Genomic DNA, 24,219 nt, shown 5'->3' with positions numbered 1-24,219 from the left:
CGATTACCGCTAAATCCTGCATCGTGAGTGGCTGTTTTCACCATGCTAAGGAGCCGGCATGCTATTCACTTTTTTCCGTCTGCTTTTTCGCCTGCTGTGGCGGGTTGAACTGCGGGGCGATACCGCTGAGCTGCGCAAGCAGAAAGTGTTGATTACGCCCAATCACACTTCATTCCTGGATGGCGCGCTACTGGCGCTGTTTCTGCCCGTTAAGCCAGTATTTGCAATCTACTCGTCTATTAGCGAACACTGGTTTTTACGCCTGATAAAACCCTATGCGGATTTCGTGCCGCTCGATCCTATGAAGCCGATGGCGCTGAAGCAGCTGGTGCGGCTCATCGACAGCGGCCGCCCGGTGGTTATTTTCCCCGAAGGCCGCATTACCGTGACCGGATCGCTGATGAAGATTTACAGCGGCGCGGGCTTTGTCGCAGCCAAATCCGGCGCGACCGTGGTGCCGATGCGCATTGAAGGGGCAGAATTTACGCCGTTCGGTCGCCTGGCGGGCGTTTTCAAGCGTCGCCTGTTTCCCCGTATTACCCTGAGCATTTTACCCGGCACCCACATTCCGATGCCCGAGGCGAAGCGCGCCCGCGACCGTCGCGTGCTGGCCGGAGAGCACCTGCACCATATTATGATGGAAGCACGCATGGCGGTGCGACCCAGGGAAACCCTGTATGAGGCTTTTCTGAGTGCCCGTCAGCGCTATGGCGCGTTTAAGCGGTGCATCGAAGACGTGAATTTCAAACCCGACAGCTATACCGGCCTGCTGAAAAAAGCGCTGGGCGTTGGACGCATTCTGGAACGGTACAGCCAGCCTGGCGATTACGTCGGGTTGCTGCTGCCCAACGCCACGGTCACGGCGGCGGCGATCCTGGGCGCATCATTACGTGGGCGCGTGCCCGCCATGCTGAACTACTCTGCGGGCGTAACGGGCCTGCGTGCGGCGCTGACTGCGTCACAGGTAAAGACCGTGTTCACGTCGCGGCAGTTCCTGGATAAAGGCAACCTGTGGCATCTGCCGCAGGCGCTGACCGAGGTGCGGTGGATCTATCTGGAAGATCTGAAAGATACCGTCACGTTGCAGGATAAGCTCTGGATACTGGCGCATTTGCTGGTGCCGCGTCAGGCGCAGGTGACGCAACAGCCGGAAGATGCCGCGATGGTGCTGTTTACCTCTGGCTCCGAAGGGCATCCGAAAGGCGTGGTGCATTCTCATAAAAGCCTGCTGGCGAACGTTGAGCAGATTCGCACGGTAGCCGACTTTACGCCACGCGATCGCTTTATGTCAGCGTTGCCGCTGTTCCATGCCTTCGGCTTGACTGTGGGGCTGTTTACGCCGCTGATGACCGGGGCGCAGGTCTTTCTGTATCCCAGTCCGCTGCACTACCGCGTGGTGCCTGAGTTGGTGTACGACCGCAACTGTACCGTGCTGTTTGGCACTTCAACCTTCCTGGGGAATTACGCCCGTTTTGCGCAGCCTTATGACTTTGCCCGTCTGCGCTATGTGGTCGCGGGGGCAGAAAAACTGCAGGAGAACACGCGCCAGCTGTACATGGAAAAATACGGCATCCGGATTCTGGAAGGCTATGGCGTCACCGAATGCGCGCCTGTTGTCGCCATCAACGTGCCCATGGCCGCCAAAGCGCACACGGTAGGTCGTATTCTGCCGGGAATGGATTCGCGCCTGATGTCCGTGCCGGGCATTGAACAGGGCGGGCGGCTGCAACTGCGTGGTCCAAATATCATGAAAGGCTACCTGCGGGTGGAGAATCCCGGCGTACTGGAAACCCCGGCGGCGGACAACGGGGAAGGGCAGATGGAAGCGGGCTGGTACGATACCGGCGATATCGTCAGCTTTGATGACGGCGGATTCTGCCAGATCCAGGGCCGGGCGAAGCGCTTTGCCAAAATTGCCGGGGAAATGGTCTCGCTGGAAGTGGTCGAGCAGATCGCCCTGAGCGCGTCGCCGGATAAACAGCACGCGGCCTCGCTGCGGCCCGACGGTAATCGGGGTGAAGCATTAGTGCTGTTTACTACCGACAGCGCCTTAGCGCGTGAGGATTTGCAAAAGGCGGCCCGGTCGCTGGGTGCCGCGGATCTGGCCGTACCGCGCGATATCCGCGTGGTCAAACAGCTGCCGCTGCTGGGCAGTGGCAAACCTGACTATGTCACCCTGAAGAAAATGGCGGAAGAGGACCAGGCATGATCCCAGAACGTGATGCGCCGTTACTGTCGCGCGGCATGATAGCGGTAATCGTGGCGCAGTTTTTCTCCGCGTTCGGCGATAACGCCCTGCTGTTTGCCACGCTGGCGTTGCTGAAAAACCAGTTCTATCCCGACTGGAGCCAGCCGGTACTGCAGATGCTGTTTGTTGCCACTTATATTCTGCTTGCGCCCTTTGTCGGCCAGATGGCAGACAGCATTGCCAAAGGCCGGGCCATGATGTTTGCCAACAGCCTGAAGTTGCTCGGTGCGATGGTGATCTGCTTCGGTTTTAATCCTTTCCTGGGTTACACCCTGGTGGGAATCGGGGCTGCCGCGTACTCCCCGGCGAAGTACGGCATTCTGGTTGAAATTGCGCATGGCGAAAAGCTGGTTAAAGCCAACGGGCTGATGGAAGCCTCCACCATTGCAGCTATTCTGCTGGGCTCGGTGGCGGGCGGCATCCTGTCGGACTGGAATCTGGTTGCCGCACTGGCCGCCTGTGCTCTGACCTATGCGGTGGCGGTGGTGGCGAACCTGTTTATTCCCAGACTGCGCGCCGCGCGTCCGGGGCAGAGCTGGAATGTGGCGGCCATGCTGGGCCGTTTTCTCCGCGCGACGCGCCTGCTGTGGAACAATGCCGAAACCCGATTTTCTCTGCTCGGTACCAGTCTGTTTTGGGGCGCAGGTGTAACGCTGCGTTTTCTGCTGGTGCTGTGGGTACCCGTGGCGCTGGGCATCAGCGACAACAAAACGCCGACCATGCTGAATGCTATGGTCGCGGTAGGGATTGTGGTGGGCGCGGCACTGGCGGCAAAGCTGGTGACGCTGGAAACCGTGCGCCGCTGTATGCCCGCGGGCGTTCTGATCGGCGTGATGGTGGTGATTTTCGCCCTGCAACATACCCTGCTGAATGCTTACCTGCTGCTGATGATCATCGGCGTGCTGGGCGGTTTCTTTGTTGTACCCCTCAACGCGCTGCTTCAGGAACGCGGTCAACAGAGCGTCGGCGCGGGCAATGCGATTGCAGTGCAGAACCTGATTGAAAACACCGCCATGCTCATCATGTTGGCGCTGTATACGCTGGCTATTCGCGCCGGTGCGCCCGCCGTGGCGACCGGCATTGGCTTTGGCGCCTTGTTCGCGCTGGCGATTACCCTCCTGTGGCTGTGGCGTCCGTCTTCCCGCACCTGATGCAACAACCGCGGGGCGCGCTGTCCCCGCGGTTCCGCTTTTCTCCTTTATGCTGGCCCCGAGGGTATTACGCCTTTTTTTGATGTATCACCAAAAATTTACTATTCAAAAAAATATAGTTTATTTTGTTATTGTTTTTTTTCGGTCGTTTATTTAACTTCGATAATTTTTTGCAATGAATAATTAATTTAAACTTGAAATCGAATTCAGGTTTAAAAAAATTGAAATAAATTTTTATTTATTATTGCCGATTAATTTCTGGCTTCCTTCGGGAATAGGCTCGGAGGAAAGAAAGGAGCTCGGTTTAATGAATATGACGCAAAGACTTTCTCTGGCTTTTTCGCTTTTAGCAGGTTCGTTGATTATTCTGGGGATCGTAACGCTTTCACTTCTCGCCGGTTTTCAGGCGAGATTTGAATATGTGCAGGTAAACACGATTGATTCGCTCAAGGTATTAAACCGGCTGGTGGATGAAAGTAATCGCCTCTCTGTGGCGTTATATCGTCATCAGACAGAGGATGAGAGCGGCAAGCTGGCCAGTCTCGAAGCGGTTATTCAAAAACGCATTGAGGACATTTCGACACTGACGAAATATTATTTCGATAACGACATTACCAACGATGACGATCGGGTGATGACAGAAAAGTCATTCCGGTTAATCGATGCCGTTAAACAAAATCTTCCGGCATTTCTCACGGCTTCCCGGGCACATCAGAATGAACGCAGCCTGGCGCTGTTAAGTGATGATGAAGGTATTGGCGGCGCCATCACCCAGCTAAAAAACAGTTACCGCGATCAGTTTGAATTTAACAGCAAAATGGGTGAAGCGTTACGCCTGCAAAACCAACATATTTATCGGCTGACCAAATGGGGCATGGCCGCCGGTATTGCCCTGGCGATTACTGGCCTGGGGATGCTGACGATACTGACCATCTTGCGCGTCCGCCGCAGCCTGAATGCCATGGGCGGGCTGATGGAACGCGCCAGCAATACGCTTGATCTTTCCCTGAAGGCCGATGACAGCCGCCGTGATGAAGTCGGTATCATGGCACGCTCTTATAATCGTCTGATGACAAGCATTTCGTCCGCTATGCATGCGGTCAGCAGTGCCTCGCAGTCCGTCAGCAGTGCGTCGGCACAGATTGCGGCAGGGAATGAGGATTTGTCTGCCCGTACAGAAGAGCAGGCTGCCTCGCTGGAGCAAACGGCTGCCAGCATGACGCAAATAAGCGAAACCGTCAGACAGACCGCCGACAACACGCGCCAGGCGAGCAATCTGGCTGAAAACACGCGCAACCTCTCCGAAACCAGCTCTGCGGCGCTCACTACCATGCTGGATACCATGACGTCGATCCGTGACAGCGCGGGCAAGGTGGGCGACATTATCACCCTGATTGAAGGCATTGCGTTTCAGACCAATATTCTGGCGCTGAACGCGGCGGTTGAAGCGGCGCGAGCCGGCGAACACGGGCGCGGCTTTGCGGTCGTGGCAGGGGAAGTGCGCAATTTGTCGCAGCGTTCCACCACCGCCGCCCGTGAAATCAAAACGCTGATTCAGTCGTCGAATGCGTTGATTGAATCGGGAACGTCCCAGGCGGATAACGTGAATCAGAATATGGAGACGATGCGCGGTGCGGTCAGTCAGGTTACCGATCTGGTTAACGAAATCGCCGCTGCTGCCACAGAGCAGAGCCAGGGGATCGCGCAGGTGCATCAGGCGGTCAATCAGATGGACGACGTGACCCAGCAGAATGCGGCCCTGGTGGAAGAAGCCTCGGCCGCATCGCTCTCACTACAGGAGCAGGCCAACGGCCTGGCTGCGCTGGTGCGCAGGTTTACGCTCGCGGATCAGCAGGCGGCTGATGTGACGCCTCAGCGCCAACCCACAGCCGTTGTTGCGCCCAAACCCGTGATGGCTCTGGCGACAGGCGGACAGGATAACTGGCAAAGCTTTTAAGGCTGATCACACCGTGAACGGTCGGCGTTAAGCAGGGCAAATTCCGTGCTTAATGGCAGACCGAAAGCCGCGTGCGCACCCGGTGCGCACGCGTTTTATCAGCGACGCAGTGCAATCGCTTCGATTTCAATCTTCACATCTTTTGGCAGACGGGCGACTTCCACGCACGAGCGCGCCGGGAAGTTTGCCTTGTGCTCAGTAAAGAACGCCTCGTAGGTGGCGTTTACGGTCGCAAAGTCATTCAGATCTTTCACGAACACGGTGGTTTTAACGATATCGCCTACCGTCAGTCCCGCCGCTTCCACGATTGCCTTCACGTTTTCCAGCGACTGACGTGCCTGCGCAGACACATCATCGGCGACCTCACCGGTGGCCGGGTTCACGGGAATCTGGCCCGAGGTGATGATCATGTTGCCGAGATCAACGCCCTGTACGTAAGGGCCAATGGCCGCAGGGGCTTTTTCCGTACTGATTTCACGAGACATCATTTCTCCTTAAAGTAAGGCCGGGGCAGCAACGATGCCGCCCGCAACAGAACGCGTTCCATTATAGGCGCGCCCGGGACGATTAAAAGTGGCCCAGCACGACATGGCGGGCGAACTCTTTCTCACAGTATTTGCACTTCAGGTGCACTTCATCGGCGCGGTGCTTGACGGCGAAGCTGGAGAACACCGGCTCGCTGCGGCTGATGCAGTTGCTGTTCGGGCAGGTAAGCACCCGATCGATGTGATCCGGCAGCGCCGGGGCGATCTTGGCCACCACTTCATAGTCGTCGATGCGATTGACCGTCGCATGCGGCGCATAGAACGCCAGTTGATTGATCTGATCGTCGGTCAGGTAGGTGTTTTCGATCTTGATCAGGTCCTTACGGCCCATTTCACCTGACGGCAGGTTCAGACCAATAGTGATGCGCTGGTCAGTTTCGGTCAGGCGAAACAGCGACAGGAGCTTAAAGCCCACCTGCGCCGGGATATGATCGATAACCGTGCCGTTTTTGATGGCTTCGACCTGCAGTTTGTTATCGTGGCTCATTGTTCACTCCTTACAGGGCGATGTCGCTGTTCAGTACCAGCGCCAGCAGGGCCTGGCGCGCATAAATACCGTTACCTGCCTGCTGGAAATACCAGGCGTACGGCGTGGTGTCCACGTCAGGGGTAATTTCATCAATACGGGGCAGCGGATGCAGCACTTTCATGTTATCGCGGGCTCCGGCCAGATCGGCTGCCCGTAAAATAAACTGGGCTTTGACGTTGGCATATTCTGAGGGATCGAGCCGCTCTTTTTGCACGCGGGTCATATAGAGAATATCCAGCTCAGGCATCACCTCTTCAAAGCTGTCATGGCGCGACCAGGCAATATTCTGCTCGCCCAGCATATCGGTGATATAGGCAGGCATTGCCAGCGCATCCGGCGCGATAAAGAAGAAGCGGTTGCCGTCGAACTTGGCCAGCGCCTGGGTCAGCGAGTGAACGGTACGGCCATATTTGAGATCGCCCACCATGGCCACGTTCAGATTGCTGAGACGACCCTGGGTTTCGTGGAGAGTAAACAGGTCCAGCAGCGTTTGTGTCGGGTGCTGATTCGCGCCGTCGCCCGCGTTCAGAATGGGAATGCCGTTGGAGAACTCCGTGGCCAGTCGGGCTGCCCCTTCCTGCGGATGACGCATCACAATCGCGTCCACATAGGTGCTGATGACGGAAATGGTATCCGCCAGGGTTTCCCCCTTCTTGCCCAGCGAGGTGTTACTGCCATCGGCAAAGCCGACGGCGGAGGCACCCAGGCGATGAATGGCGGTTTCAAACGACAGCCGGGTGCGGGTGGAGGCTTCAAAGAAGCAACTGGCGATCACGTTGTGTTTCAGCAGTTCCGGCTGAGGGTTGGCTTTGAGCCGGGCGGCGGTATGCAGCACCAGCTCCAGCTCGTCGCGGCTGAGATCGTTAATTGAAATGATGTGCTTGCGATATAGCGGGTTAGCCATAGCTCTCTCCTCTGCGCGGCCGGATTGCGGACAAAAAAAAGCCCCTTAGAAAGGGGCTTTTTTGAGATCGGTTCGATGACGGAAAGAAACAGCGGTGCCGCCTGCGGTCAGGCGAGATAGCGCGTCACATTGTCCACGATGCTGTTGCATGTTTCCTCCGGCAAATTGTGGCGCATTATACGCCATCGCGGGTTGGCATCAAGGAAAAATCGCGTGACAGGTAACCGTTTGCGTCTGTCTGATTAGCGCTGTCCCAGCGTGGCGACCATTACCGCTTTGATAGTGTGCATCCGGTTTTCAGCCTGGTCAAACACGATGCTGTGTGCCGACTCAAAAACCTCATTGCTGACTTCCATGCCGTCTTTAAGGCCATACTGTTCTGCCATCTGGCGGCCCAGCGTGGTCTGATCGTCATGGAAAGCCGGTAAGCAGTGCAGGAATTTCACCGCCGGGTTGCCGGTCAGCGCCAGCATCGCACGGTTCACCTGATAGTCGCGCAGCAGGGCAATCCGTTCTTCCCACACCGCTTTGGCTTCGCCCATGGAAACCCAGACGTCGGTATAGATAAAATCGGCACCTTTTACGCCCTCGGCGATATCCGCCGTCAGGGTGATTTTACCGCCGGTCTTTTCGGCGACCTGACGGCATTCTGCGACCAGCCCGGCTTCCGGCCAGCAGCTTTGTGGCGCAACCATGCGCAGATCCAGCCCGACCAGCGCAGCGGCTTCCAGCATGCTGTTGCCCATGTTATTGCGGGCATCGCCAACGTATACCAGCGTCATCTTATTCAGCGGTGTAGCGGGCAGATGCTCCTGCATGGTCAGCAGGTCAGCCAGCAACTGGGTGGGGTGAAACTCGGTGGTCAGGCCGTTCCAGACCGGCACGCCCGCGTGCTCGGCCAGCGTTTCCACCAGTGCCTGACCGTAACCCCGATACTGAATGCCGTCGTACATGCGGCCCAGCACGCGCGCGGTGTCTTTCATCGACTCTTTATGGCCGATCTGGCTGCCGCTCGGGCCAAGATACGTGACGTTAGCTCCCTGATCGTAGGCGGCAACTTCGAAAGAGCATCGGGTACGGGTCGAGTCTTTTTCGAAGATGAGCGCGATGTTTTTGCCTTTCAGGTATTGGGTTTCGCTGGCGGTTTTTTTGGCGTGTTTTAATTCGGCAGACAGGGCAAGCAGGTAATCGATCTCGGCCGGGGTAAAATCCAGCAGCCTGAGAAAATGACGGTGATACAACTGACTCATACAGCACTCCGGTACGGGTTTCGTAATGAATTAAAATTCAATTTAACCGTATGAATATGCATTTTCAACCCTGGCGAGAATAATCTTTTCTGTTTTGTGTAGTGGCGCGACAGGCAGTATGGGAAAATAATGACTTATTGCCGAACTCAGAGAGGATATCGCCATGGCATTTGAAGCATTGTTGGAAGAGCAGCGTGAAGAGACGCGGCTGATCATCGAAGAACTGTTAGAGGATGGCAGCGATCCCGATGCGCTCTATACCATTGAGCACCATCTCTCCTGTAATAACTTTGACTCGCTGGAAAAAGCGGCGGTGGACGCGTTTAAGCTGGGCTATGAAGTCACCGAGCCGGAAGAGCTGGAGCTGGAAGACGGCACCACCGTCATGTGCGTGGACATTCTCAGCGAAGGCGCGTTGAAAGCGGAGCTGATCGACGCGCAGGTAGAGCAGCTGGTGAATCTGGTGGCAAAATATAACGTCGACTACGACGGCTGGGGCACCTACTTTGAAGATCCGAATGCCCAGGATGACGATGAAGACGATGGCGATGTCATCGACGAAGACGATAACGGCATTCGCCACTAATCTGACGAGGGCGGAGTCTGCTCCGCCTTTTCTGTTTTCCGGCCCTGTCTGACATTCATGAATTACGCACCCTTACTTGAACCGATACAGCAATTTTTACACTGCCGCACGCCGCAGGCCTGGATTGATGAAGCGCGCAAACCTGAAAATCTCACGCTGCTCCTGACCGACCACCTGGTGTGTGAACTGAAAGCCGCACAGACCGCCGTCTGGCTGATTCGCAAATATGTCGCCGACAAGCCAAGTGGAGACCGGATTCTGGCGTGGCTGCGGCCTTACGAGAATTTTATCTTTCGCGAAGACGGCGACAGCGATTTTATCAACGCCCATAAAAATCTGACTAAAACGATCATCGTACGTAATGCGCTACCGTGGGCGGATGATCTGGTAGAGAAAATGGTGCTGCTGATTAAAGAAGAGCTGCATCACTTTTATCAGGTGTGGGAAATTATGCAGTCGCGTGGTCTGGTGTACGAGAAAATCACCTCAAGTCGTTACGCCAAAGGGCTGCTGCGCGAAGTGACCACGCACGAACCCGATACGCTGGTGGATAAGCTGATTTGCGGTGCCTATATCGAAGCGCGCTCCTGCGAACGGTTTGCCAGCCTGGCGCCTTTCCTGGACAGTGAACTCGAGAAGTTTTATATCTCGCTGCTGCGTTCTGAAGCCCGCCATTACCAGGATTACCTGGCGCTGGCGGCACAGATATCACCCAAAGACATTACGGCGCGCGTACGGGCGATTGGTGAAGCGGAGGCCAGGCTGATTAGTGAGCCGGACACGGAGCTGCGCTTTCACAGCGGCGTCCCGGCTTTTTGACGGCGTTACAGCGTTTTCAGCATCCTGAACTCGCAGTCGCCATGGCCGGTGCAGCCCAGCGCATGGTCGATACGCGCAAAGCCCAGCGATTCATAAAGCTTAATGGCGCGCGTCAGGCTGCCGGTGGTTTCCAGATAGCAACGACGAAAGCCCCGCTGGCGCGCATGATCCATGGCTAACAGCGCCAGTTCGCGCGCCACGCCGAAGCCGCGGATAGCGGGCAGGAAATACATCTTTTGCAGTTCACAAATATCCGGCGCGCTGCAGGCGAGCGGGGCAATGCCGCCGCCGCCCATCACCTTCCCCTGATGTTCCACCACCCAGTAAGCGCTGTGTTCAGCGCTGTACAGCTCAAACAACTGGTCCAGATTAGGATCGGCAACGGTGTAGCCTTTATCCGCCGTCAGGCCAAATTCCGCAGAGACGTCGCGGATGACCCGGGCGATATGGAGATTGTCGGCGGCAGTAATGGGCCGCAGCTGAATATCGGCAGTGGTTCTCATCAGGATTCCGGTACAAAGTCAGCGCAATAAAAAAGCCGGGCAAAGCCCGGCTTCAGGTTCAAGCTATCGGACTACGACGCATTACAATGCCGCAATCACCGCCTGCTGTTCAATCAGTTTTGCTTTGGACTGTTCCATGTCGGCAACGCGTTCACGCTCTTTGGCGACGACCGCTTCCGGGGCACGGGACACAAAGCCTTCGTTGGCCAGCTTGGTCTGAATCTTCTCGATTTCAACATCAAGTTTCACCAGCTCTTTCGCCAGACGTTCCAGCTCGGCGGCTTTATCCACCAGATCCGCCATCGGGATCAGGAGCTCGGCGCCTTCGACAATTTTGGTCACCGAAACCGGCCCTTTCTCGCCCGCAGGCAGAATGGTCAGGCTTTCCAGACGCGCCAGGCGTGACAGGAAGTTACGGTTGGCCTCAACGCGGCGCTGGGCCGCCGGCGAGCAGTCACGCAGCAGCACATCCAGCAGCTTGCTCGGCGCGATGTTCATCTCCGCACGGATGTTACGCACCGCGATGATCGCCTGCTTCATCCACTCAATGTCGGCTTTGGCGTCGGCATCTTCTTTCGCCGCATCAAACTGCGGGAACGGCTGCAGCATGATGGTGTCATCGCTGATATTTTTCAGGCCTTTCACGCGCTGCCAGATGGTTTCCGTGATGAACGGAATGATCGGGTGCGCCAGGCGCAGCAGCGCTTCCAGTACATGAACCAGCGTATGGCGCGTACCGCGCAGTTCTGCTTCGCTGCCGCTGTTCATCACCGGCTTGGTCAGCTCCAGGTACCAGTCACAGAACTGGTTCCAGGTGAAGTCATACAGAATGTTGGCGGCGATATCGAAGCGATAGCTGTCCAGGGCTTCACGGTAAGCTTTCACCGTATGGTTGAACTCGGTCAGAATCCAGCGATCGGCCAGCGACAGCGTCATCTCGCCACCGTTCTGACCACAATCCTGATCTTCGGTGTTCATCAGCACAAAGCGGCTGGCGTTCCACAGCTTATTACAGAAGTTGCGATAACCTTCCAGGCGCTTCATGTCCCAGTTGATATCACGACCGGTTGATGCCAGCGCGGCCAGCGTAAAGCGCAGCGCATCGGTACCGGATGGCTCAATACCGTTCGGGAACTGTTTCTCGGTGCGCTTACGGATTTTCTCGGCCAGCTGCGGCTGCATCATGTTACCGGTGCGTTTTTCCAGCAGATCTTCCAGCGAAATGCCGTCAACCATATCCAGCGGGTCAATCACGTTGCCCTTGGATTTGGACATCTTCTGGCCTTCTTCGTCGCGGATCAAACCGGTCATATAGACGGTTTTAAACGGCACCTGCGGTTTGCCGTTTTCATCTTTGATGAAGTGCATGGTCAGCATGATCATGCGGGCAATCCAGAAGAAGATAATGTCAAAGCCACTGACCAGCACGCTGGTCGGGTGGAAGGTCCGCAAGGCCTCGGTGTTTTCCGGCCAGCCCAGCGTTGAGAACGTCCACAGACCTGAGGAGAACCAGGTATCCAGTACGTCGTCGTCCTGGCGCAGCGCCACATCGGCGGCCAGGTTGTTTTCACTACGCACTTCGTCTTCGGTGCGACCAACGTATACGTTGCCGTCGTTATCGTACCAGGCCGGAATGCGGTGACCCCACCACAGCTGACGGGAAATACACCAGTCCTGAATGTCACGCATCCAGGAGAAGTACATGTTCTCGTACTGTTTTGGTACAAACTGAATATCGCCGTTCTCAACGGCTTCAACGGCCACTTTTGCCAGCGGTGCCGTGCGGACGTACCATTGGTCGGTCAGCATCGGCTCGATGACAACACCGCCGCGGTCGCCGTAAGGAACGGTCAGATCGTGTGGTTTGATCTCTTCCAGCAGGCCCAGTTCGTCCACCGCGGCCACGATGGCTTTACGCGCCGCAAAACGTTCCATCTTCTGGAACGCAGCCGGGATCGCGTCACTGTAGACGGTGCTGGCTTCGCCGTTGGTATCGTAAACCTGCGCGCTTTCACGGATATCCCCGTCAAAGGTCAGGATGTTGATCATCGGCAGCTTATGACGACGGCCCACTTCATAGTCGTTGAAGTCGTGCGCCGGGGTGATTTTCACGCAGCCGGTGCCTTTTTCCATGTCCGCGTGCTCGTCACCCACGATCGGGATCAGGCGATCAACCAGCGGCAGCATGACAAACTTGCCGATCAGATCTTTATAACGCGGATCGTCCGGGTTCACGGCCACGCCGGTATCGCCCAGCAGCGTTTCCGGACGCGTGGTGGCGACAACCAGATAATCTTTCCCGTCGGCGGTTTTGGCGCCGTTGGCCAGCGGATAGCGGATGTGCCACATGGAGCCTTTGCTCTCACGGTTTTCCACTTCCAGGTCAGAGATCGCGGTGCGCAGTTTCGGATCCCAGTTCACCAGACGCTTGCCGCGGTAAATCAGGTTCTCTTTGTACAGGCGCACAAACACTTCTTTTACGGCATTGGACAGGCCTTCATCCATGGTGAAGCGTTCACGCTCCCAGTCCACAGAGTTGCCCAGGCGGCGCATCTGGCGGGTAATGGTGCCGCCGGATTCGGCTTTCCACTGCCAGATTTTGTCGATAAAGGCATCACGACCGTAATCCTGACGGGTTTTGCCTTCTTCTGCGGCGATCTTACGCTCAACCACCATCTGCGTGGCGATGCCCGCATGGTCGGTACCGGCCTGCCACAGGGTATTTTTGCCCTGCATGCGCTGGTAGCGAATCATGGTATCCATGATGGTTTGCTGGAAGGCGTGACCCATGTGCAAGCTACCGGTGACGTTCGGCGGCGGGATCATGATGCAAAAGCTTTCCTGGCTGGTGTCGCCATTCGGTTTGAAGTAGCCCTGCTTTTCCCAGTGCTCGTAAAGCGGCTGCTCGATATCTTGCGGGTTATATGTCTTATCCATTTCTGCTATGTCGTTTGCGGCTGTGGTGGCGTTGCCGTATTCAATTGGAAGCCAACGCTGCGATAGGCTTTATAGCGATCGCGCGCTAACTGTTTGAGCGATTCTTCATAAGGAACGAAGTCTATCACTTCATGGAAAGCAGTAGCAAAATCTGCAAACTGCGGCAGCAGGCTGATCAGCAGGTCGCGCGGTGAATTGCCCCGACGCTGCGGCCAGGCCAGCTCGACCGGTGCGCCGTAGCGCGGGCCTTCGCCAGCCAGGTTATGTGGCACAAAGGCATTGGCAGGGCGCTGCCAGAGCGCCTCATCCAGCCGAATGGCTTGCTGCTCATCTTCACAGGCGATGAGCACTCGCTTACCGGCCCGCCAGCGTGTTTCCGCCAGATCGCATACCAGCGCTTCCACAGCGGTTAAGCCGTCGCGGGATGCATCGGTTTCCAGCACGTAGAAGGTTGCGTTTTTCATCGAATTGCCTGCTAAAAGAAAAGCGGGGCGACATGGCGTCCACCCCGGTTGGTTCGGTTGCCCGGGCGTTTAGTCGTCGCCGTTCAGACCTGCACGGTTCAGCAGGAACTGTGACAGCATCGGCACCGGACGGCCGGTGGCCCCTTTGGCCTTGCCGGAGCGCCACGCGGTGCCGGCGATGTCCAGGTGCGCCCAGTTATATTTGCGCGCAAAACGCGCCAGGAAGCAAGCGGCGGTAATCGCGCCGCCCGGACGGCCACCGATGTTGGCCATATCGGCAAAATTGGATTCCAGCTGTTCCTGGTACTCATCGGCCATCGGCAGGCGCCAGGCGCGGTCGCCCGACTGTTCTGACGCGCTGATTAGCTCATGGGCCAGCGGGTTGTGGTTCGACAGCAGGCCGCTGACGTGATGGCCCAGCGCGATCACGCAGGCGCCGGTCAGCGTCGCCACGTCGATGACCACTTCCGGATCAAAACGCTCGACGTAGGTCAGGGCATCGCACAGCACCAGGCGACCTTCGGCATCGGTATTCAGCACTTCAACGGTCTGGCCAGACATGGTGGTCAGCACATCGCCCGGGCGCATGGATTTGCCGTCCGGCATGTTTTCACAGCCGACCAGTACGCCCACGACGTTCAGCGGCAGGTTCAGCTCGGCGACCATGCGCATCACGCCATAAACGGATGCCGCACCGCACATGTCGTACTTCATTTCATCCATGCTGTCCGCAGGCTTAATAGAAATACCGCCGGAGTCGAAGGTCAGCCCTTTACCGACCAGCACGATGGGGCGTGCATCGGTATCCGGGTTGCCTTTGTACTCAATCACCGACATCAGGGATTCATTGTGCGAACCGGCCCCGACGGCAAGATAGGCGTTCATGCCCAGCTCTTTCATCTGCTGCTCGCCAATCACGCGGGTTGAGATGTGTTTGCTGTAGGCATCCGCCAACTGACGCGCCTGAGAAGCCAGGTAAGCCGGATTACAGATATTTGGCGGCATGTTGCCCAGATCTTTGGCCGCTTTCACGCCCGCCGCAACGGCCAGGCCGTGCTGAATCGCCCGTTCTCCGCTGGTTAACTCACGGCGGGTCGGCACGTTAAACACCAGCTTGCGCAAAGGACGGCGCGGTTCGGCTTTGTTGCTCTTCAACTGGTCGAAGTTATACAGCGCCTCTTTAGAGGTTTCGACAGCCTGACGCACTTTCCAGTAGGTGTTGCGCCCTTTGACGTGCAGTTCGGTCAGGAAGCACACGGCTTCCATCGAGCCGGTGTCATTCAGCGTGTTAATGGTTTTCTGAATCACCTGCTTGTACTGACGCTCATCCAGCTCGCGCTCTTTGCCGCAGCCAATCAGCAAAATACGTTCTGACAGGATATTCGGCACATGATGCAGCAGCAGCGTCTGACCCACTTTACCTTCCAGCTCACCGCGGCGCAGCAGGGCGCTGATATAGCCATCGCTGATTTTATCCAGCTGCTCGGCAATCGGTGACAGACGGCGCGGTTCGAAAACACCAACTACAATGCATGCACTGCGCTGTTTTTCCGGACTACCGCTTTTTACACTGAACTCCATGCACTCTCCTGAATCTTAAAGACAACAGCCGTAGCTGCCGCTAGAATGTAGCGCATTCATGACTCATTTATTAATCGGTGCAACATGCTAGCATGCTGTCGACGGTCGTAATGAATCAGGGTGACAACGTGTTGTTTTTTCACCACCCACATGCAATTCGTATACATTTTTAGCGCTGGCTTCGGCCATTTATGAAGAAAAATGGCTAATAAGCGTTGAAATTAGCGATTTTCCTGCAAAAAGACAAGTTTTCACAGGCGTATTAAGCGTGATCATTATTAGATATCTGGTTCGGGAAACGCTCAAAAGCCAGCTGGCTATCCTGTTTATCCTGTTGTTGATCTTCTTCTGCCAGAAGTTGGTCAGGATTTTAGGGGCTGCGGTGGATGGCGAAGTGCCGACAAACCTTGTTCTGACGCTGTTAGGACTCGGTGTGCCTGAAATGGCGCAACTTATTCTGCCCCTTAGCCTGTTTCTGGCGATTTTAATGACGCTGGGAAGGCTGTATACGGAAAGTGAAATCACCGTGATGCACGCCTGCGGGCTGAGCAAAGCGGTGCTGGTCAAAGCGGCGATGATTCTGATGCTGTTCACGTCGATTGTGGCCGCGATTAACGTCATCTGGCTCGGCCCCTGGTCGTCACGTTATCAGGATCAGGTTACGCAAAACGCCAAGGCCAACCCCGGCGCAGCGGCCATGGCGGCCGGGCAGTTCCAGACCTCCAGCGACGGCAATAATGTGCTGTTCGTGGAAGACGTAAAAGGCAACCATTTCGGCCATGTCTTTCTGGCGCAGCTACGGCCAAAAGGCAATGCCCGCCCGTCCGTCGTACTGGCCGACAGCGGCCATATGCAACAGGAAAAAGACGGTTCGCAGATCGTCACCCTGGACAAAGGTACTCGCTTTGAGGGCACAGCGTTGTTACGTGATTTCCGCATTACGGATTTCACCAACTACCAGGCCTATATAGGCTATAAGCAGGCGACGCTGGATCCTAACGATGTGGATCAGGCTCCCCTGAGCACGCTCTACGCCAACAACACGCCGGAATTTAAGGCCGAGTTTCACTGGCGTCTGACGCTGGTGTTCTCTGTGCTGGTGATGGCCCTGATGGTGGTACCACTCAGCGTGGTCAATCCACGTCAGGGGCGCGTACTGTCCATGCTGCCCGCCATGCTGCTGTACCTGATTTTCTTCCTGCTGCAGAGTTCTTTGCGTTCAAGTGGAGCCAAAGGCCGCCTGGATCCGGCCATCTGGATGTGGGTGGTTAACCTGAGCTACCTGGCGTTAGCGATTGTGCTCAACCTGTGGGATACGGTGCCTGCGCGCCGGATTCGCGCGCGCTTTTCACGCGGAGGATCGATCTGATGTTTCGCGTTCTTGATCGCTACATTGGTAAAACCATCTTTAATACCATTCTGCTCACGCTGTTTATGCTGGTCTCGCTGTCCGGCATCATCAAGTTCGTCGATCAATTGCGTAAGACCGGCCAGGGTGCATACAGCGCGCTGGATGCGGGCTATTACACCTTGCTGAGCGTACCAAAAGATATCGAAATCTTCTTCCCGATGGCCGCCCTGTTAGGCGCATTGCTGGGACTGGGAACGCTGGCGCAGCGCAGTGAGCTGGTCGTGATGCAGGCGGCGGGTTTTACCCGCATGCAGGTGGCGCTGTCGGTGATGAAAACGGCGATTCCGCTGGTCCTGTTGACCATGGCTATCGGCGAGTTCGTTGCCCCGCAGGGCGAGCAGATGGCGCGTAATTTCCGCGCGCAGCAGCTCTACGGCGGTGCGCTGGTTTCAACACAAAACGGCCTGTGGGCAAAAGACGGCAACAGCTTTATCTACATTGAGCGCATTAAAGGCGACGATGAGATCGATGGCGTCAGTATTTATAACTTCAACGACGCGCGCCGCTTAGAGAATGTTCGCTACGCGGCCTCGGCCAAATGGGATAAAGACAAAAAGCTGTGGGTGCTGTCGCAGGTGGATGAATCGAACCTCACCGATCCCAAACAAATTACCGGCTCACAAAGCCTGGGCGGCGAATGGAAAACAAATCTGACGCCTGACAAGCTGGGCGTGGTGGCGCTGGATCCGGATGCGCTCTCGATTACCGGCCTTTACGATTACAGTAAATACCTGAAGCAGAGCGGCCAGGAATCCGGTCGTTACCGCCTGAACATGTGGAGCAAGATCTTCCAGCCGCTGTCGGTTGCGGTGATGATGTTGATGGCGCTGTCGTTTATCTTCGGCCCCCTGCGCAGCGTTTCAATGGGCGTTCGCGTGGTGACCGGCATCAGCTTCGGCTTTCTGTTTTATGTGCTGGACCAGATTTTCGGCCCGCTCAGCCTGGTCTACGGCCTGCCGCCGATTTTCGGCGCGATACTGCCAAGCTTCGTCTTCTTTGCCATCAGTCTGTTTATGCTGGTGAAACGGCGTTAAGCGTCTGCCGTCAAAAAGGCCGCCTTTCGGGGAGTGACCCCGAGCCCATAGACAAATCTGCTCTATATGTTGAGCACAGGAGGAGTCTATGGGCACAACATGATTTACCCTGCGTTTAAAGAAGCTGTCCGCCAGATCACCTTGTGGTGCTATTCCGTCGCCGACATTTCTGAACTACTGGGCTCTCGCCACAGCCTCTAAAAGTGGGTCCGCTCCATAAAACCTGATGCTAACGGGCACCAGGTGCAGGATCAGATGGATGCCTGGACGGAGATCCTCCGACTGAAAACGCAGCTCAAACGAACCGAGGACAACGAATGTCCACGGGAAAGGAGGCACTACAATTCCGTCAGCTTCTCCTGTGCCAGTTATAAGCAAGCAGAACGCATTACAGGGGTTCGATACGAAAGGAACTGAAGCCAGATGGACAGTCAGAGAATCATGTTCATCGACTTGCTTCGTAACCGACTAATAAAATTGGCAAATTTATCCACTGGTCAATAAACATCAAACCAGCCCCTTTAAGCACGCAACCATAAAGTGCTAATCATCCGGATGTTATAAAAGCAGGAAGTCCTGTAGACGATTAAATATTGGAAAGGATCACATAGAGATCATTTTTATAAACGTTGATATTCTGGACCGGCCTCATGGATTGGAGACGTTATACATGCCTGAATATACCTTGCAGGACTGCAACATTACGGTGCCTGACGTATTTCGCGATCGCACCATGAACCTCTTTACCCTCAGCCATACGAATGCCAATGAATTCACCTTTGTGATTTCACGTGCAACTGCTGCTGCAGAAGACACGCTTCAGTCAGTATCCCAGAGACTGTCATCCGAACTGCAGGCGACTTTGCAGGATCTCTAACTCAATCATGCCCGGCTCACTGAACTGAATGGCAGGCAGGCCCTGGAACTGTTTTACAGTTTCAAATCTGGCGAAAGAATCATCTTTCAGAAGCAGAGGGTGGTACTGACATCTGAAAATAGTACGGGAAAAAAGCTGCTCTGTTTCATTGGCACCTGCCCGGATACGTTTGACGATTACCATGGCCGGATCTATGACAACATCACGGACAGCATTACCTTTCCGGACGATGCACCAGATTCTCCCGCAAGGGGTAGCCAGATCCCCGCCGACAGCCAGGAACTCTTCTTCAGCTTTGACCGTGACAGCCGCGAACTGAATGTGTTCCCTTCAATTTCTGACCTCTACTCGTCGATTGATCTTAGTCGGGCCAGGAACGGCAGCTATCTGTTCTTTGACGCTGCCGGCGAACCGCTAATACTGTCTCCGATACCTGATGGCGAGCATGCTGGCCGCTTTGCGCTGTGGGAGATAACAGATGCCAGGATACCTGGACTGATATCAAGTTTGCTTCTGGCCAGAAGTGTCCGGGGCATTGACGGCCTGGATACCTGTGAAGCCGTTGAGGCTTACCTTAGCCAGCGGATAAATGAAAAATGAGTGGTGCCGCTGAAGCTTTTTCCGCTGCAAGCGTGGGGGACGGCATAGAACACTCTGCCTCTAAAGGCTGGCTGGTGCTCGGTCTGATAGGCGGGGCCATTGCCGGTGCGGCGTTCACGCTGGCCACGGGGGGCGTCGGAACAGTAGTCCTGGCCGCGACGGTCGCAGGCGCAGCTGGCGGCGGCGGACTGGGAGAAGTTCTGGGCAGTATGTCATGGGCACCCCACCACGAAACCGGCCATCTGGTTACTGGTTCATCAAACGTATTCATCAACGGAAGACCGGCGGTGATGTCGCATATGTCTGTAGGTGACTGTGACGAGCACGGCCCGGCCCTACAGCGGGTGGCAGAAGGATCTTCACGCGTCTATATCAACGGACTGCCCGCTGCCAGGATGGGGGACCGCCTGACTTGTAGTGGTGTCATCAGCGGCGGATCTCCTAACGTCATTATTGGTGGCAGTAAAGAGCAGACTGATGTAATCAGCCCTGAAATTCCGGACTGGGTGGACAGAGTACTGCTGGGCGTAGGCCTTGCGGCTACGACCGTTCTGGCAGGACCGGCGATAGCCCTGCTGGGTTTTGCGGGAGGTCTTGGTGGGGGTTATGGCGGCGCTTACATAGGCGGGAAATTATGGGGAGAAGGCTCTGACGGTCAGAAGTGGCTTTCATTAGGCGGTGCGTTTGCAGGCGGCCTTGCCGGTGCAAAAGGAGGCGCAGCCTTTAATGCGTGGCGCAACACGCCTAAGAGCCTCATCAACCAAGAAATAGAACCCCAACTGGCCACTGATCCGGACAGTGCCTTTTTCTGGTCAGGACGCACTGAAGGTGTCGGCGGTCCTGACGTCGCAGAAGCCATCGCGAAGTCCCGAGGCGGTGTCACGCTCGAATCCACAATCAAAGATAAAAATATTAAAATGCCTGAATGGGATTTCGATAACCCGCAGAGCATCAAGGCTTGGGAGGATGTCTCCGCGTCTTATGCAAAACAGGTATCTGGAGAAGTCAGAGCCGTAGTGGGGCAGTCGCTGCGTGAAGGTAATATATGGGAAAACGTTGAGTTACCGCGCCTGATGGGCAATGATAATGTCACGAAAATCACCACAATCGATCCGGTATCACAGACGGAAAAAGTCATTTTTGTAAGGGATAACTGATATGAAAATTACAGGCACAAGTTCGTATGTGATGCTTGATATCGACGGCAAAAAAATCAGGGCAGAAGGTGAAATGGTCGTGGGTGGTTTTGTGGCTGAAAAAAGCACCATGAAACAGTTTGAACCCCCCTATGAAAGTGAACCTGTGACTGATGCCGTTCGCCAGCATTATATTGATGAAGCAGTCAAAAAAACCCAAGGATCTCATATGATCCTGAAATTCGTTTAAATCTGTACCCTGTAGGTAACCTGCTCATTACCTTCACCTCACACCAGGACTGACCGTCAGTTCCTGCGCACTGTAGGTTTGCCGACAGATAACCTGATTTGGACTACGTAGCGAAAAGTATTGCTGAGGTGCCCAGCCTGCTTTTCCACCGGGCAAAATTATCCACAGCCAGCCTCGCCATGCCAGATCACAGTTGCTGACCACCGCAACGTCGCCTGCCTCCACGAAAAGGGGATCAGGATATGCAGACACATAACGCTTTATCACGCATGCTCGCCGTCTCATCATGTTCTCTCTGGCCTGAAACACCGCAATCATTATAGAGGGGAAATCCCTGATGGCTTTTACGTCCATATCAGACCGTGTCGGCGCAGCGTAAAGGCGGAAAGGTTTGAAGTGAAAAAGCCCGCCGTGCAGGAAAAGATTAAGCCTCAGGAAAGCGGGGCTGACGCCGCTCCGCGCATGCATCATCTCTTCATCACGTCATCCAGTCGTGAATCAACGCACCATACAGCACCTCCGCTTCCGCTAACCGGCTCAGCAGACAGTATTCATCGGTCTGGTGCGCCATCGACGGCTCGCCGGGGCCGAGGATAATACAGGGCGGATTGCCCAGCGCGGGCAGCAGCAAGGACGCATCGGTGAAGTAGGGCACAATGCGCGGTGTCAGCGGTGCATCATGTAACGGCTGGCAGTGCTGATAAACCGACTGAATCCAGGCCTGATTGTCTTGGCTCAGCACCGCGGGCAGATCCACCAGCGTGGTCACCGTTACGCTGTCGCCCAGTAACGTCGTGAGCTGCTGACGAATGGTGGCGTGCTGCAGATTGGGGGCGCTGCGGATATCCACGTCAAACTGCGTGTGATCGGGCACGGAGTTAATGTTCAGGCCGCCCACGATGCGGCCGACGTTGAGGGTCGGCTGCTTCATCAGCGGATGCGGCGCGCCGGGTGAGAAATGCTGAATTTTGCCCAGCGCGTCCGCCGCCAGATAAATGGCATTGATACCCAGCTCCGGCATCGCGCCGTGGGCCGTTTTGCCCCGGGTTTCACAGCGCAGCCAGAGTGCGCCTTTATGGCCGATAACCGGATAGTTGGCGGTGGGCTCGCCGACGATCAACGCGCCCACTTCGGGCAGGTCAGCGCTGTCGATCAGCGCCCGCGCACCATCGCAGCCTGTTTCTTCGCCGCCGGTAATTAACATCACCACGCCGGAACCCTGTCGAATCGCCTGCTGGTGCGTAACGCAGGCGACGGCAAAGGCCGCAACGGCGGCCTTCATATCACTCGAACCGCGCCCATACAGTTTATCCCCGACGATTTCACCGAACGGATCGTGCTGCCAGTCGGCATTGCCGAGCGGAACCGTATCCAGATGGCCGGTAAATCCCAGCTGCGGTCCGGGCTGCCGGCCAGGCAGGCTGGCCATCAGGTTCAGGCGGTTTTCGCCGAAGGTGGACAGGGTGACGTCAAAGCCCCGTTCCGCCAGCCAGTCCGCCAGAAAGTGCATGCAGGCTGCTTCGTTGCCCGGCGGATTAATGGTGTCAAAGCGCAACAGCTGCTGCGCCAGTGTCTGGCTCTCGCTCATCAGCCGCGCACCGTTAACCAGTCCAGGCAGTTGATCCACAGCTGGCGATAACCCGGCCACTGAGCAAATTCCTGCGGCAGCCAGTGGGCAGACATATCGCTGGTCCAGACCAGCGAGCGGCCCTGTTGATATTCGCGCACCGCCAGCAGCGGATGTGACGTTCCGGCAATGGTCGCCAGCAGTTTACCTTCCGGGTGCATTTCCACTTCGTTATAGCCCAGTAACCATGGCCAGTCGCCCGGCATATCGGTAAACAGCGCGTGAGATTCGGTCACGCTGGGATAGGCCCCTTCGGGCGTTTCGATGCGGTCATCCCAGGCCAGGCAGCGCACCGGCAGCACCTTCTCGACCGCCGTGTTGCGATAGCGCGCGCCGCCGTTGATGCCCTGAAAACTGAAGTAGCCGCCAATCATCATCAGCGCGCCGCCCGCCGCCACGTAGTCGTGGATCAGCGTCAGGCGGTTTGCCGTGCGCTGGCTCTTCAGCCAGGTATCCGGGTGCAGCAGCAACGTATTGGCACCGATGTCGGACAGAATAATCGCATCCCACTGCTGAAGCCCGGCAGGCGTCAGCGGAAACTCGGTCGCGGCGGCATGGGCGGGCATGTAGGTAATGGCATAATCACTGTCGGCCAGCGCCGCCATAAAGTCGGTTGCGCCATTGTGCCAGGTGGCGGTGGCAAACTGATCGAAGCCTTTGACGTGAACGGATGTGCTTGTCCAGGATTCCCCGACCAGTAAAATTTTCTTCTGCATTACGCTTCTCCCTTACCCACCAAAAACGCGCTGTGGGTTAGCAATCAGTAAGGTTTCAAGTTGTTCGCCGCTGACGCCGTGGCGTTTCAGGCGCGGGACAAAATGTTTAAGGATGTAGCCATAGCCGTGACCGCCGTAGCGGGTCAGCATGGTTTTCAGGAACACGTCCTGCGATAACAAAATCTGTTCGATAAAGCCGTCATCGATCAGCTCGCGAATGGCGCGGGCATTCTCTTCATCGGATGGTGACTGCGCGGACTCATCGGCATAGTAATAGCTCATGCCGATCATGTCGTATTCCAGAAAGGCCCCGCGCTGCGCCAGGTCGCGCTGGTAGCGCTTATCGGCAAAGCTGGGATTCATATGGCACAGCACCACGTGACGCAGGTCAGCGCCTTCTTCTTCCAGAATATCCAGCACCCGATGGCCTAATCGCTCCCAGCCGGGCAGATGCACCTCAACCGGCACCCGTGTCGCGGCACTGGCGCGGCCCGCCGCTCGCAGGGATTTCTCCTCGTTAGGAGTAAAGCGGCTGGAGACGCCGATTTCGCCGATCAAACCGGCCAGCACCTCGGGTTTCTCTTCCCGGCCGCCCAGGTCGTAAATCAGCTTGTCAGCAAGCGCTTCGATGCTGATCGTTTTGACCCAGTCCGGATGAGATGGCTCCAGATACAGCCCGGTGCTCATAATGATGTTCAGCCCGGTCAGGCGCGCGATGCGCTGCAGCGCTTTCGGGTCACGGCCAATGCCGATATTGGTGGGATCCACCACCGTCTCGCCGCCCAGTGCCCGAAACTTCATCAGCTCTTCAATCGCCAAATCCACATCAAACAGCTGACAGTTATCGCGGCTGATCAGCGGGTTAAGCGACAGCTCGCCCAGGTTTTCGATGCTGACCGGCATTTCCGCCAGGTGACGATCGCCACAGCAGCAGGGCGGCACCCACTTGCCGGAGGCATCCAGCAGAATATGTTCGTGCATCAGCGTCACGCCCATTTCACTCACCGGCAGCGGACCGAGTACGGTCATCACATAGCCGCTGTTGATGCCCAGCGGCAGCGGATCGGGATGGCGAAAAATAGAATGTTTCATCA

The 24,219-nt window shown here is 56.2% G+C and carries 23 protein-coding genes and 1 pseudogene; 12 read left to right on the top strand and 12 right to left on the bottom strand.

What is annotated here, in order from left to right; translation table 11 throughout:
- Positions 1-58: 58 nt before the first annotated feature.
- The 3 genes from aas (at position 59) to GC087_RS20180 (ending at position 5,356) form a co-directional block, all read left to right on the top strand.
- Positions 59-2,209, top strand: a complete 2,151-nt coding sequence (gene aas, locus GC087_RS20190) for a bifunctional acyl-ACP--phospholipid O-acyltransferase/long-chain-fatty-acid--ACP ligase (protein ID WP_033739215.1) — start codon at positions 59-61, stop codon at positions 2,207-2,209.
- The gene (lplT, locus tag GC087_RS20185; RefSeq protein WP_324029189.1) at positions 2,206-3,399 is read left to right on the top strand and encodes a lysophospholipid transporter LplT; all 1,194 of its coding nucleotides are present in this window, start codon (positions 2,206-2,208) and stop codon (positions 3,397-3,399) included. Before aas ends, lplT begins: the two co-directional genes overlap by 4 nt.
- A 307-nt stretch (positions 3,400-3,706) precedes the next feature.
- Positions 3,707-5,356 (top strand): methyl-accepting chemotaxis protein, encoded by a 1,650-nt coding sequence (locus tag GC087_RS20180; protein WP_324029188.1) that lies wholly within the window; start codon positions 3,707-3,709, stop codon positions 5,354-5,356.
- A 98-nt stretch (positions 5,357-5,454) separates the two neighbouring features.
- On the opposite strand, the gene ridA is transcribed toward GC087_RS20180, so the two are convergent.
- From ridA to argF, 4 genes are all read right to left on the bottom strand, one after another.
- Positions 5,455-5,841 (bottom strand): 2-iminobutanoate/2-iminopropanoate deaminase, encoded by a 387-nt coding sequence (ridA, locus tag GC087_RS20175; RefSeq protein ID WP_006121790.1) that lies wholly within the window; start codon positions 5,839-5,841, stop codon positions 5,455-5,457.
- A gap of 82 nt (positions 5,842-5,923) precedes the next feature.
- On the bottom strand, positions 5,924-6,388 hold the full coding sequence (gene pyrI / locus GC087_RS20170) for an aspartate carbamoyltransferase regulatory subunit (protein ID WP_006121791.1): 465 nt from the start codon (positions 6,386-6,388) through the stop codon (positions 5,924-5,926).
- 10 nt (positions 6,389-6,398) lie between these two features.
- Entirely contained in the window at positions 6,399-7,334 is a 936-nt protein-coding gene (gene pyrB, locus GC087_RS20165; protein ID WP_262959782.1) for an aspartate carbamoyltransferase, read from the bottom strand.
- Positions 7,335-7,576: 242 nt separating this feature from the next.
- Positions 7,577-8,584 carry an ornithine carbamoyltransferase gene (argF, locus tag GC087_RS20160; protein WP_006121794.1) on the bottom strand — a complete coding sequence of 336 codons (1,008 nt, stop codon included), beginning with the start codon at positions 8,582-8,584 and terminating at the stop codon, positions 7,577-7,579.
- A gap of 163 nt (positions 8,585-8,747) precedes the next feature.
- On the opposite strand from argF, the gene rraB reads away from it, so the two are divergent.
- Together rraB and miaE are read left to right on the top strand one after the other, a co-directional pair.
- Positions 8,748-9,170 (top strand): ribonuclease E inhibitor RraB, encoded by a 423-nt coding sequence (gene rraB / locus GC087_RS20155; protein ID WP_006121795.1) that lies wholly within the window; start codon positions 8,748-8,750, stop codon positions 9,168-9,170.
- A gap of 57 nt (positions 9,171-9,227) precedes the next feature.
- A complete protein-coding gene (gene miaE / locus GC087_RS20150) occupies positions 9,228-9,989 on the top strand; it encodes a tRNA isopentenyl-2-thiomethyl-A-37 hydroxylase MiaE (protein ID WP_033739224.1) in 762 nt (253 codons plus the stop codon).
- Between the two features lie 5 nt (positions 9,990-9,994).
- Here miaE and GC087_RS20145 read toward each other — a convergent pair whose 3' ends face one another.
- The 4 genes from GC087_RS20145 to pepA all read right to left on the bottom strand — a co-directional run bounded on the left by GC087_RS20145 (position 9,995) and on the right by pepA (position 15,474).
- The gene (locus GC087_RS20145; RefSeq protein WP_050504827.1) at positions 9,995-10,492 is read right to left on the bottom strand and encodes a GNAT family N-acetyltransferase; all 498 of its coding nucleotides are present in this window, start codon (positions 10,490-10,492) and stop codon (positions 9,995-9,997) included.
- Between the two features lie 81 nt (positions 10,493-10,573).
- Positions 10,574-13,429, bottom strand: a complete 2,856-nt coding sequence (locus GC087_RS20140) for a valine--tRNA ligase (protein WP_205952547.1) — start codon at positions 13,427-13,429, stop codon at positions 10,574-10,576.
- A gap of 5 nt (positions 13,430-13,434) precedes the next feature.
- The gene (locus tag GC087_RS20135) at positions 13,435-13,893 is read right to left on the bottom strand and encodes a DNA polymerase III subunit chi (RefSeq protein WP_033739228.1); all 459 of its coding nucleotides are present in this window, start codon (positions 13,891-13,893) and stop codon (positions 13,435-13,437) included.
- Positions 13,894-13,962: 69 nt separating this feature from the next.
- Complete coding sequence (gene pepA, locus GC087_RS20130) at positions 13,963-15,474, bottom strand: leucyl aminopeptidase (protein ID WP_033739229.1); 1,512 nt, start codon at positions 15,472-15,474, stop codon at positions 13,963-13,965.
- Between the two features lie 268 nt (positions 15,475-15,742).
- Here pepA and lptF point away from each other — a divergent pair, with 268 nt between their 5' ends.
- The 7 genes and pseudogenes from lptF (at position 15,743) to GC087_RS20095 (ending at position 20,782) form a co-directional block, all read left to right on the top strand.
- Complete coding sequence (lptF, locus tag GC087_RS20125; RefSeq protein WP_033739230.1) at positions 15,743-16,843, top strand: LPS export ABC transporter permease LptF; 1,101 nt, start codon at positions 15,743-15,745, stop codon at positions 16,841-16,843.
- The gene (gene lptG, locus GC087_RS20120) at positions 16,843-17,919 is read left to right on the top strand and encodes an LPS export ABC transporter permease LptG (RefSeq protein ID WP_033739231.1); all 1,077 of its coding nucleotides are present in this window, start codon (positions 16,843-16,845) and stop codon (positions 17,917-17,919) included. Before lptF ends, lptG begins: the two co-directional genes overlap by 1 nt.
- Before the next feature lie 99 nt (positions 17,920-18,018).
- Positions 18,019-18,231: pseudogene (locus tag GC087_RS20115) on the top strand (IS3 family transposase); the annotation flags it as partial.
- Between the two features lie 358 nt (positions 18,232-18,589).
- A complete protein-coding gene (locus tag GC087_RS20110) occupies positions 18,590-18,796 on the top strand; it encodes a DcrB-related protein (RefSeq protein WP_324029185.1) in 207 nt (68 codons plus the stop codon).
- Positions 18,797-18,895: 99 nt separating this feature from the next.
- Positions 18,896-19,396 carry a hypothetical protein gene (locus GC087_RS20105; RefSeq protein WP_324029183.1) on the top strand — a complete coding sequence of 167 codons (501 nt, stop codon included), beginning with the start codon at positions 18,896-18,898 and terminating at the stop codon, positions 19,394-19,396.
- Positions 19,393-20,553, top strand: coding sequence for a PAAR domain-containing protein (locus GC087_RS20100; RefSeq protein ID WP_262959784.1), 1,161 nt, complete (start codon positions 19,393-19,395; stop codon positions 20,551-20,553). Before GC087_RS20105 ends, GC087_RS20100 begins: the two co-directional genes overlap by 4 nt.
- Before the next feature lies 1 nt (position 20,554).
- The gene (locus GC087_RS20095; RefSeq protein WP_185200014.1) at positions 20,555-20,782 is read left to right on the top strand and encodes an Imm74 family immunity protein; all 228 of its coding nucleotides are present in this window, start codon (positions 20,555-20,557) and stop codon (positions 20,780-20,782) included.
- Between the two features lie 33 nt (positions 20,783-20,815).
- Here the strand turns inward: GC087_RS20095 and GC087_RS20090 are convergent, their stop codons facing one another.
- The 4 genes from GC087_RS20090 to GC087_RS20075 form a co-directional block, all read right to left on the bottom strand.
- The gene (locus GC087_RS20090) at positions 20,816-21,067 is read right to left on the bottom strand and encodes an SH3 domain-containing protein (protein WP_262959877.1); all 252 of its coding nucleotides are present in this window, start codon (positions 21,065-21,067) and stop codon (positions 20,816-20,818) included.
- Between the two features lie 193 nt (positions 21,068-21,260).
- On the bottom strand, positions 21,261-22,370 hold the full coding sequence (locus GC087_RS20085; RefSeq protein ID WP_262959878.1) for a M20 family metallopeptidase: 1,110 nt from the start codon (positions 22,368-22,370) through the stop codon (positions 21,261-21,263).
- Positions 22,370-23,125, bottom strand: coding sequence for a glutamine amidotransferase (locus GC087_RS20080; protein WP_033739233.1), 756 nt, complete (start codon positions 23,123-23,125; stop codon positions 22,370-22,372). Before GC087_RS20080 ends, GC087_RS20085 begins: the two co-directional genes overlap by 1 nt.
- 12 nt (positions 23,126-23,137) lie before the next feature.
- Entirely contained in the window at positions 23,138-24,217 is a 1,080-nt protein-coding gene (locus tag GC087_RS20075) for a phosphotriesterase family protein (protein WP_033739235.1), read from the bottom strand.
- Positions 24,218-24,219 lie beyond the last annotated feature (2 nt).

It is taken from the genome of Pantoea sp. JZ2, from assembly GCF_035191405.1.
Lineage (GTDB): Bacteria > Pseudomonadota > Gammaproteobacteria > Enterobacterales > Enterobacteriaceae > Pantoea > Pantoea stewartii.
Note: the sequence above shows the minus strand (reverse complement) of the source record. Positions and strands in the feature narration are given on the sequence as shown.

Coding starts and splice junctions, on each gene's coding strand:
- GC087_RS20085 (WP_262959878.1), bottom strand. CDS start 22,370: ATGAGCGAGAGCCAGACACTGGCGCAGCAGCTGTTGCGCTTTGACACC.
- aas (WP_033739215.1), top strand. CDS start 59: ATGCTATTCACTTTTTTCCGTCTGCTTTTTCGCCTGCTGTGGCGGGTT.
- lplT (WP_324029189.1), top strand. CDS start 2,206: ATGATCCCAGAACGTGATGCGCCGTTACTGTCGCGCGGCATGATAGCG.
- GC087_RS20145 (WP_050504827.1), bottom strand. CDS start 10,492: ATGAGAACCACTGCCGATATTCAGCTGCGGCCCATTACTGCCGCCGAC.
- pepA (WP_033739229.1), bottom strand. CDS start 15,474: ATGGAGTTCAGTGTAAAAAGCGGTAGTCCGGAAAAACAGCGCAGTGCA.
- GC087_RS20110 (WP_324029185.1), top strand. CDS start 18,590: ATGCCTGAATATACCTTGCAGGACTGCAACATTACGGTGCCTGACGTA.
- GC087_RS20180 (WP_324029188.1), top strand. CDS start 3,707: ATGAATATGACGCAAAGACTTTCTCTGGCTTTTTCGCTTTTAGCAGGT.
- argF (WP_006121794.1), bottom strand. CDS start 8,584: ATGAGTCAGTTGTATCACCGTCATTTTCTCAGGCTGCTGGATTTTACC.
- miaE (WP_033739224.1), top strand. CDS start 9,228: ATGAATTACGCACCCTTACTTGAACCGATACAGCAATTTTTACACTGC.
- GC087_RS20100 (WP_262959784.1), top strand. CDS start 19,393: ATGAGTGGTGCCGCTGAAGCTTTTTCCGCTGCAAGCGTGGGGGACGGC.
- GC087_RS20075 (WP_033739235.1), bottom strand. CDS start 24,217: ATGAAACATTCTATTTTTCGCCATCCCGATCCGCTGCCGCTGGGCATC.
- rraB (WP_006121795.1), top strand. CDS start 8,748: ATGGCATTTGAAGCATTGTTGGAAGAGCAGCGTGAAGAGACGCGGCTG.
- GC087_RS20080 (WP_033739233.1), bottom strand. CDS start 23,125: ATGCAGAAGAAAATTTTACTGGTCGGGGAATCCTGGACAAGCACATCC.
- GC087_RS20135 (WP_033739228.1), bottom strand. CDS start 13,893: ATGAAAAACGCAACCTTCTACGTGCTGGAAACCGATGCATCCCGCGAC.
- GC087_RS20140 (WP_205952547.1), bottom strand. CDS start 13,429: ATGGATAAGACATATAACCCGCAAGATATCGAGCAGCCGCTTTACGAG.
- GC087_RS20090 (WP_262959877.1), bottom strand. CDS start 21,067: ATGAGACGGCGAGCATGCGTGATAAAGCGTTATGTGTCTGCATATCCT.
- pyrB (WP_262959782.1), bottom strand. CDS start 7,334: ATGGCTAACCCGCTATATCGCAAGCACATCATTTCAATTAACGATCTC.
- GC087_RS20095 (WP_185200014.1), top strand. CDS start 20,555: ATGAAAATTACAGGCACAAGTTCGTATGTGATGCTTGATATCGACGGC.
- lptG (WP_033739231.1), top strand. CDS start 16,843: ATGTTTCGCGTTCTTGATCGCTACATTGGTAAAACCATCTTTAATACC.
- pyrI (WP_006121791.1), bottom strand. CDS start 6,388: ATGAGCCACGATAACAAACTGCAGGTCGAAGCCATCAAAAACGGCACG.
- ridA (WP_006121790.1), bottom strand. CDS start 5,841: ATGTCTCGTGAAATCAGTACGGAAAAAGCCCCTGCGGCCATTGGCCCT.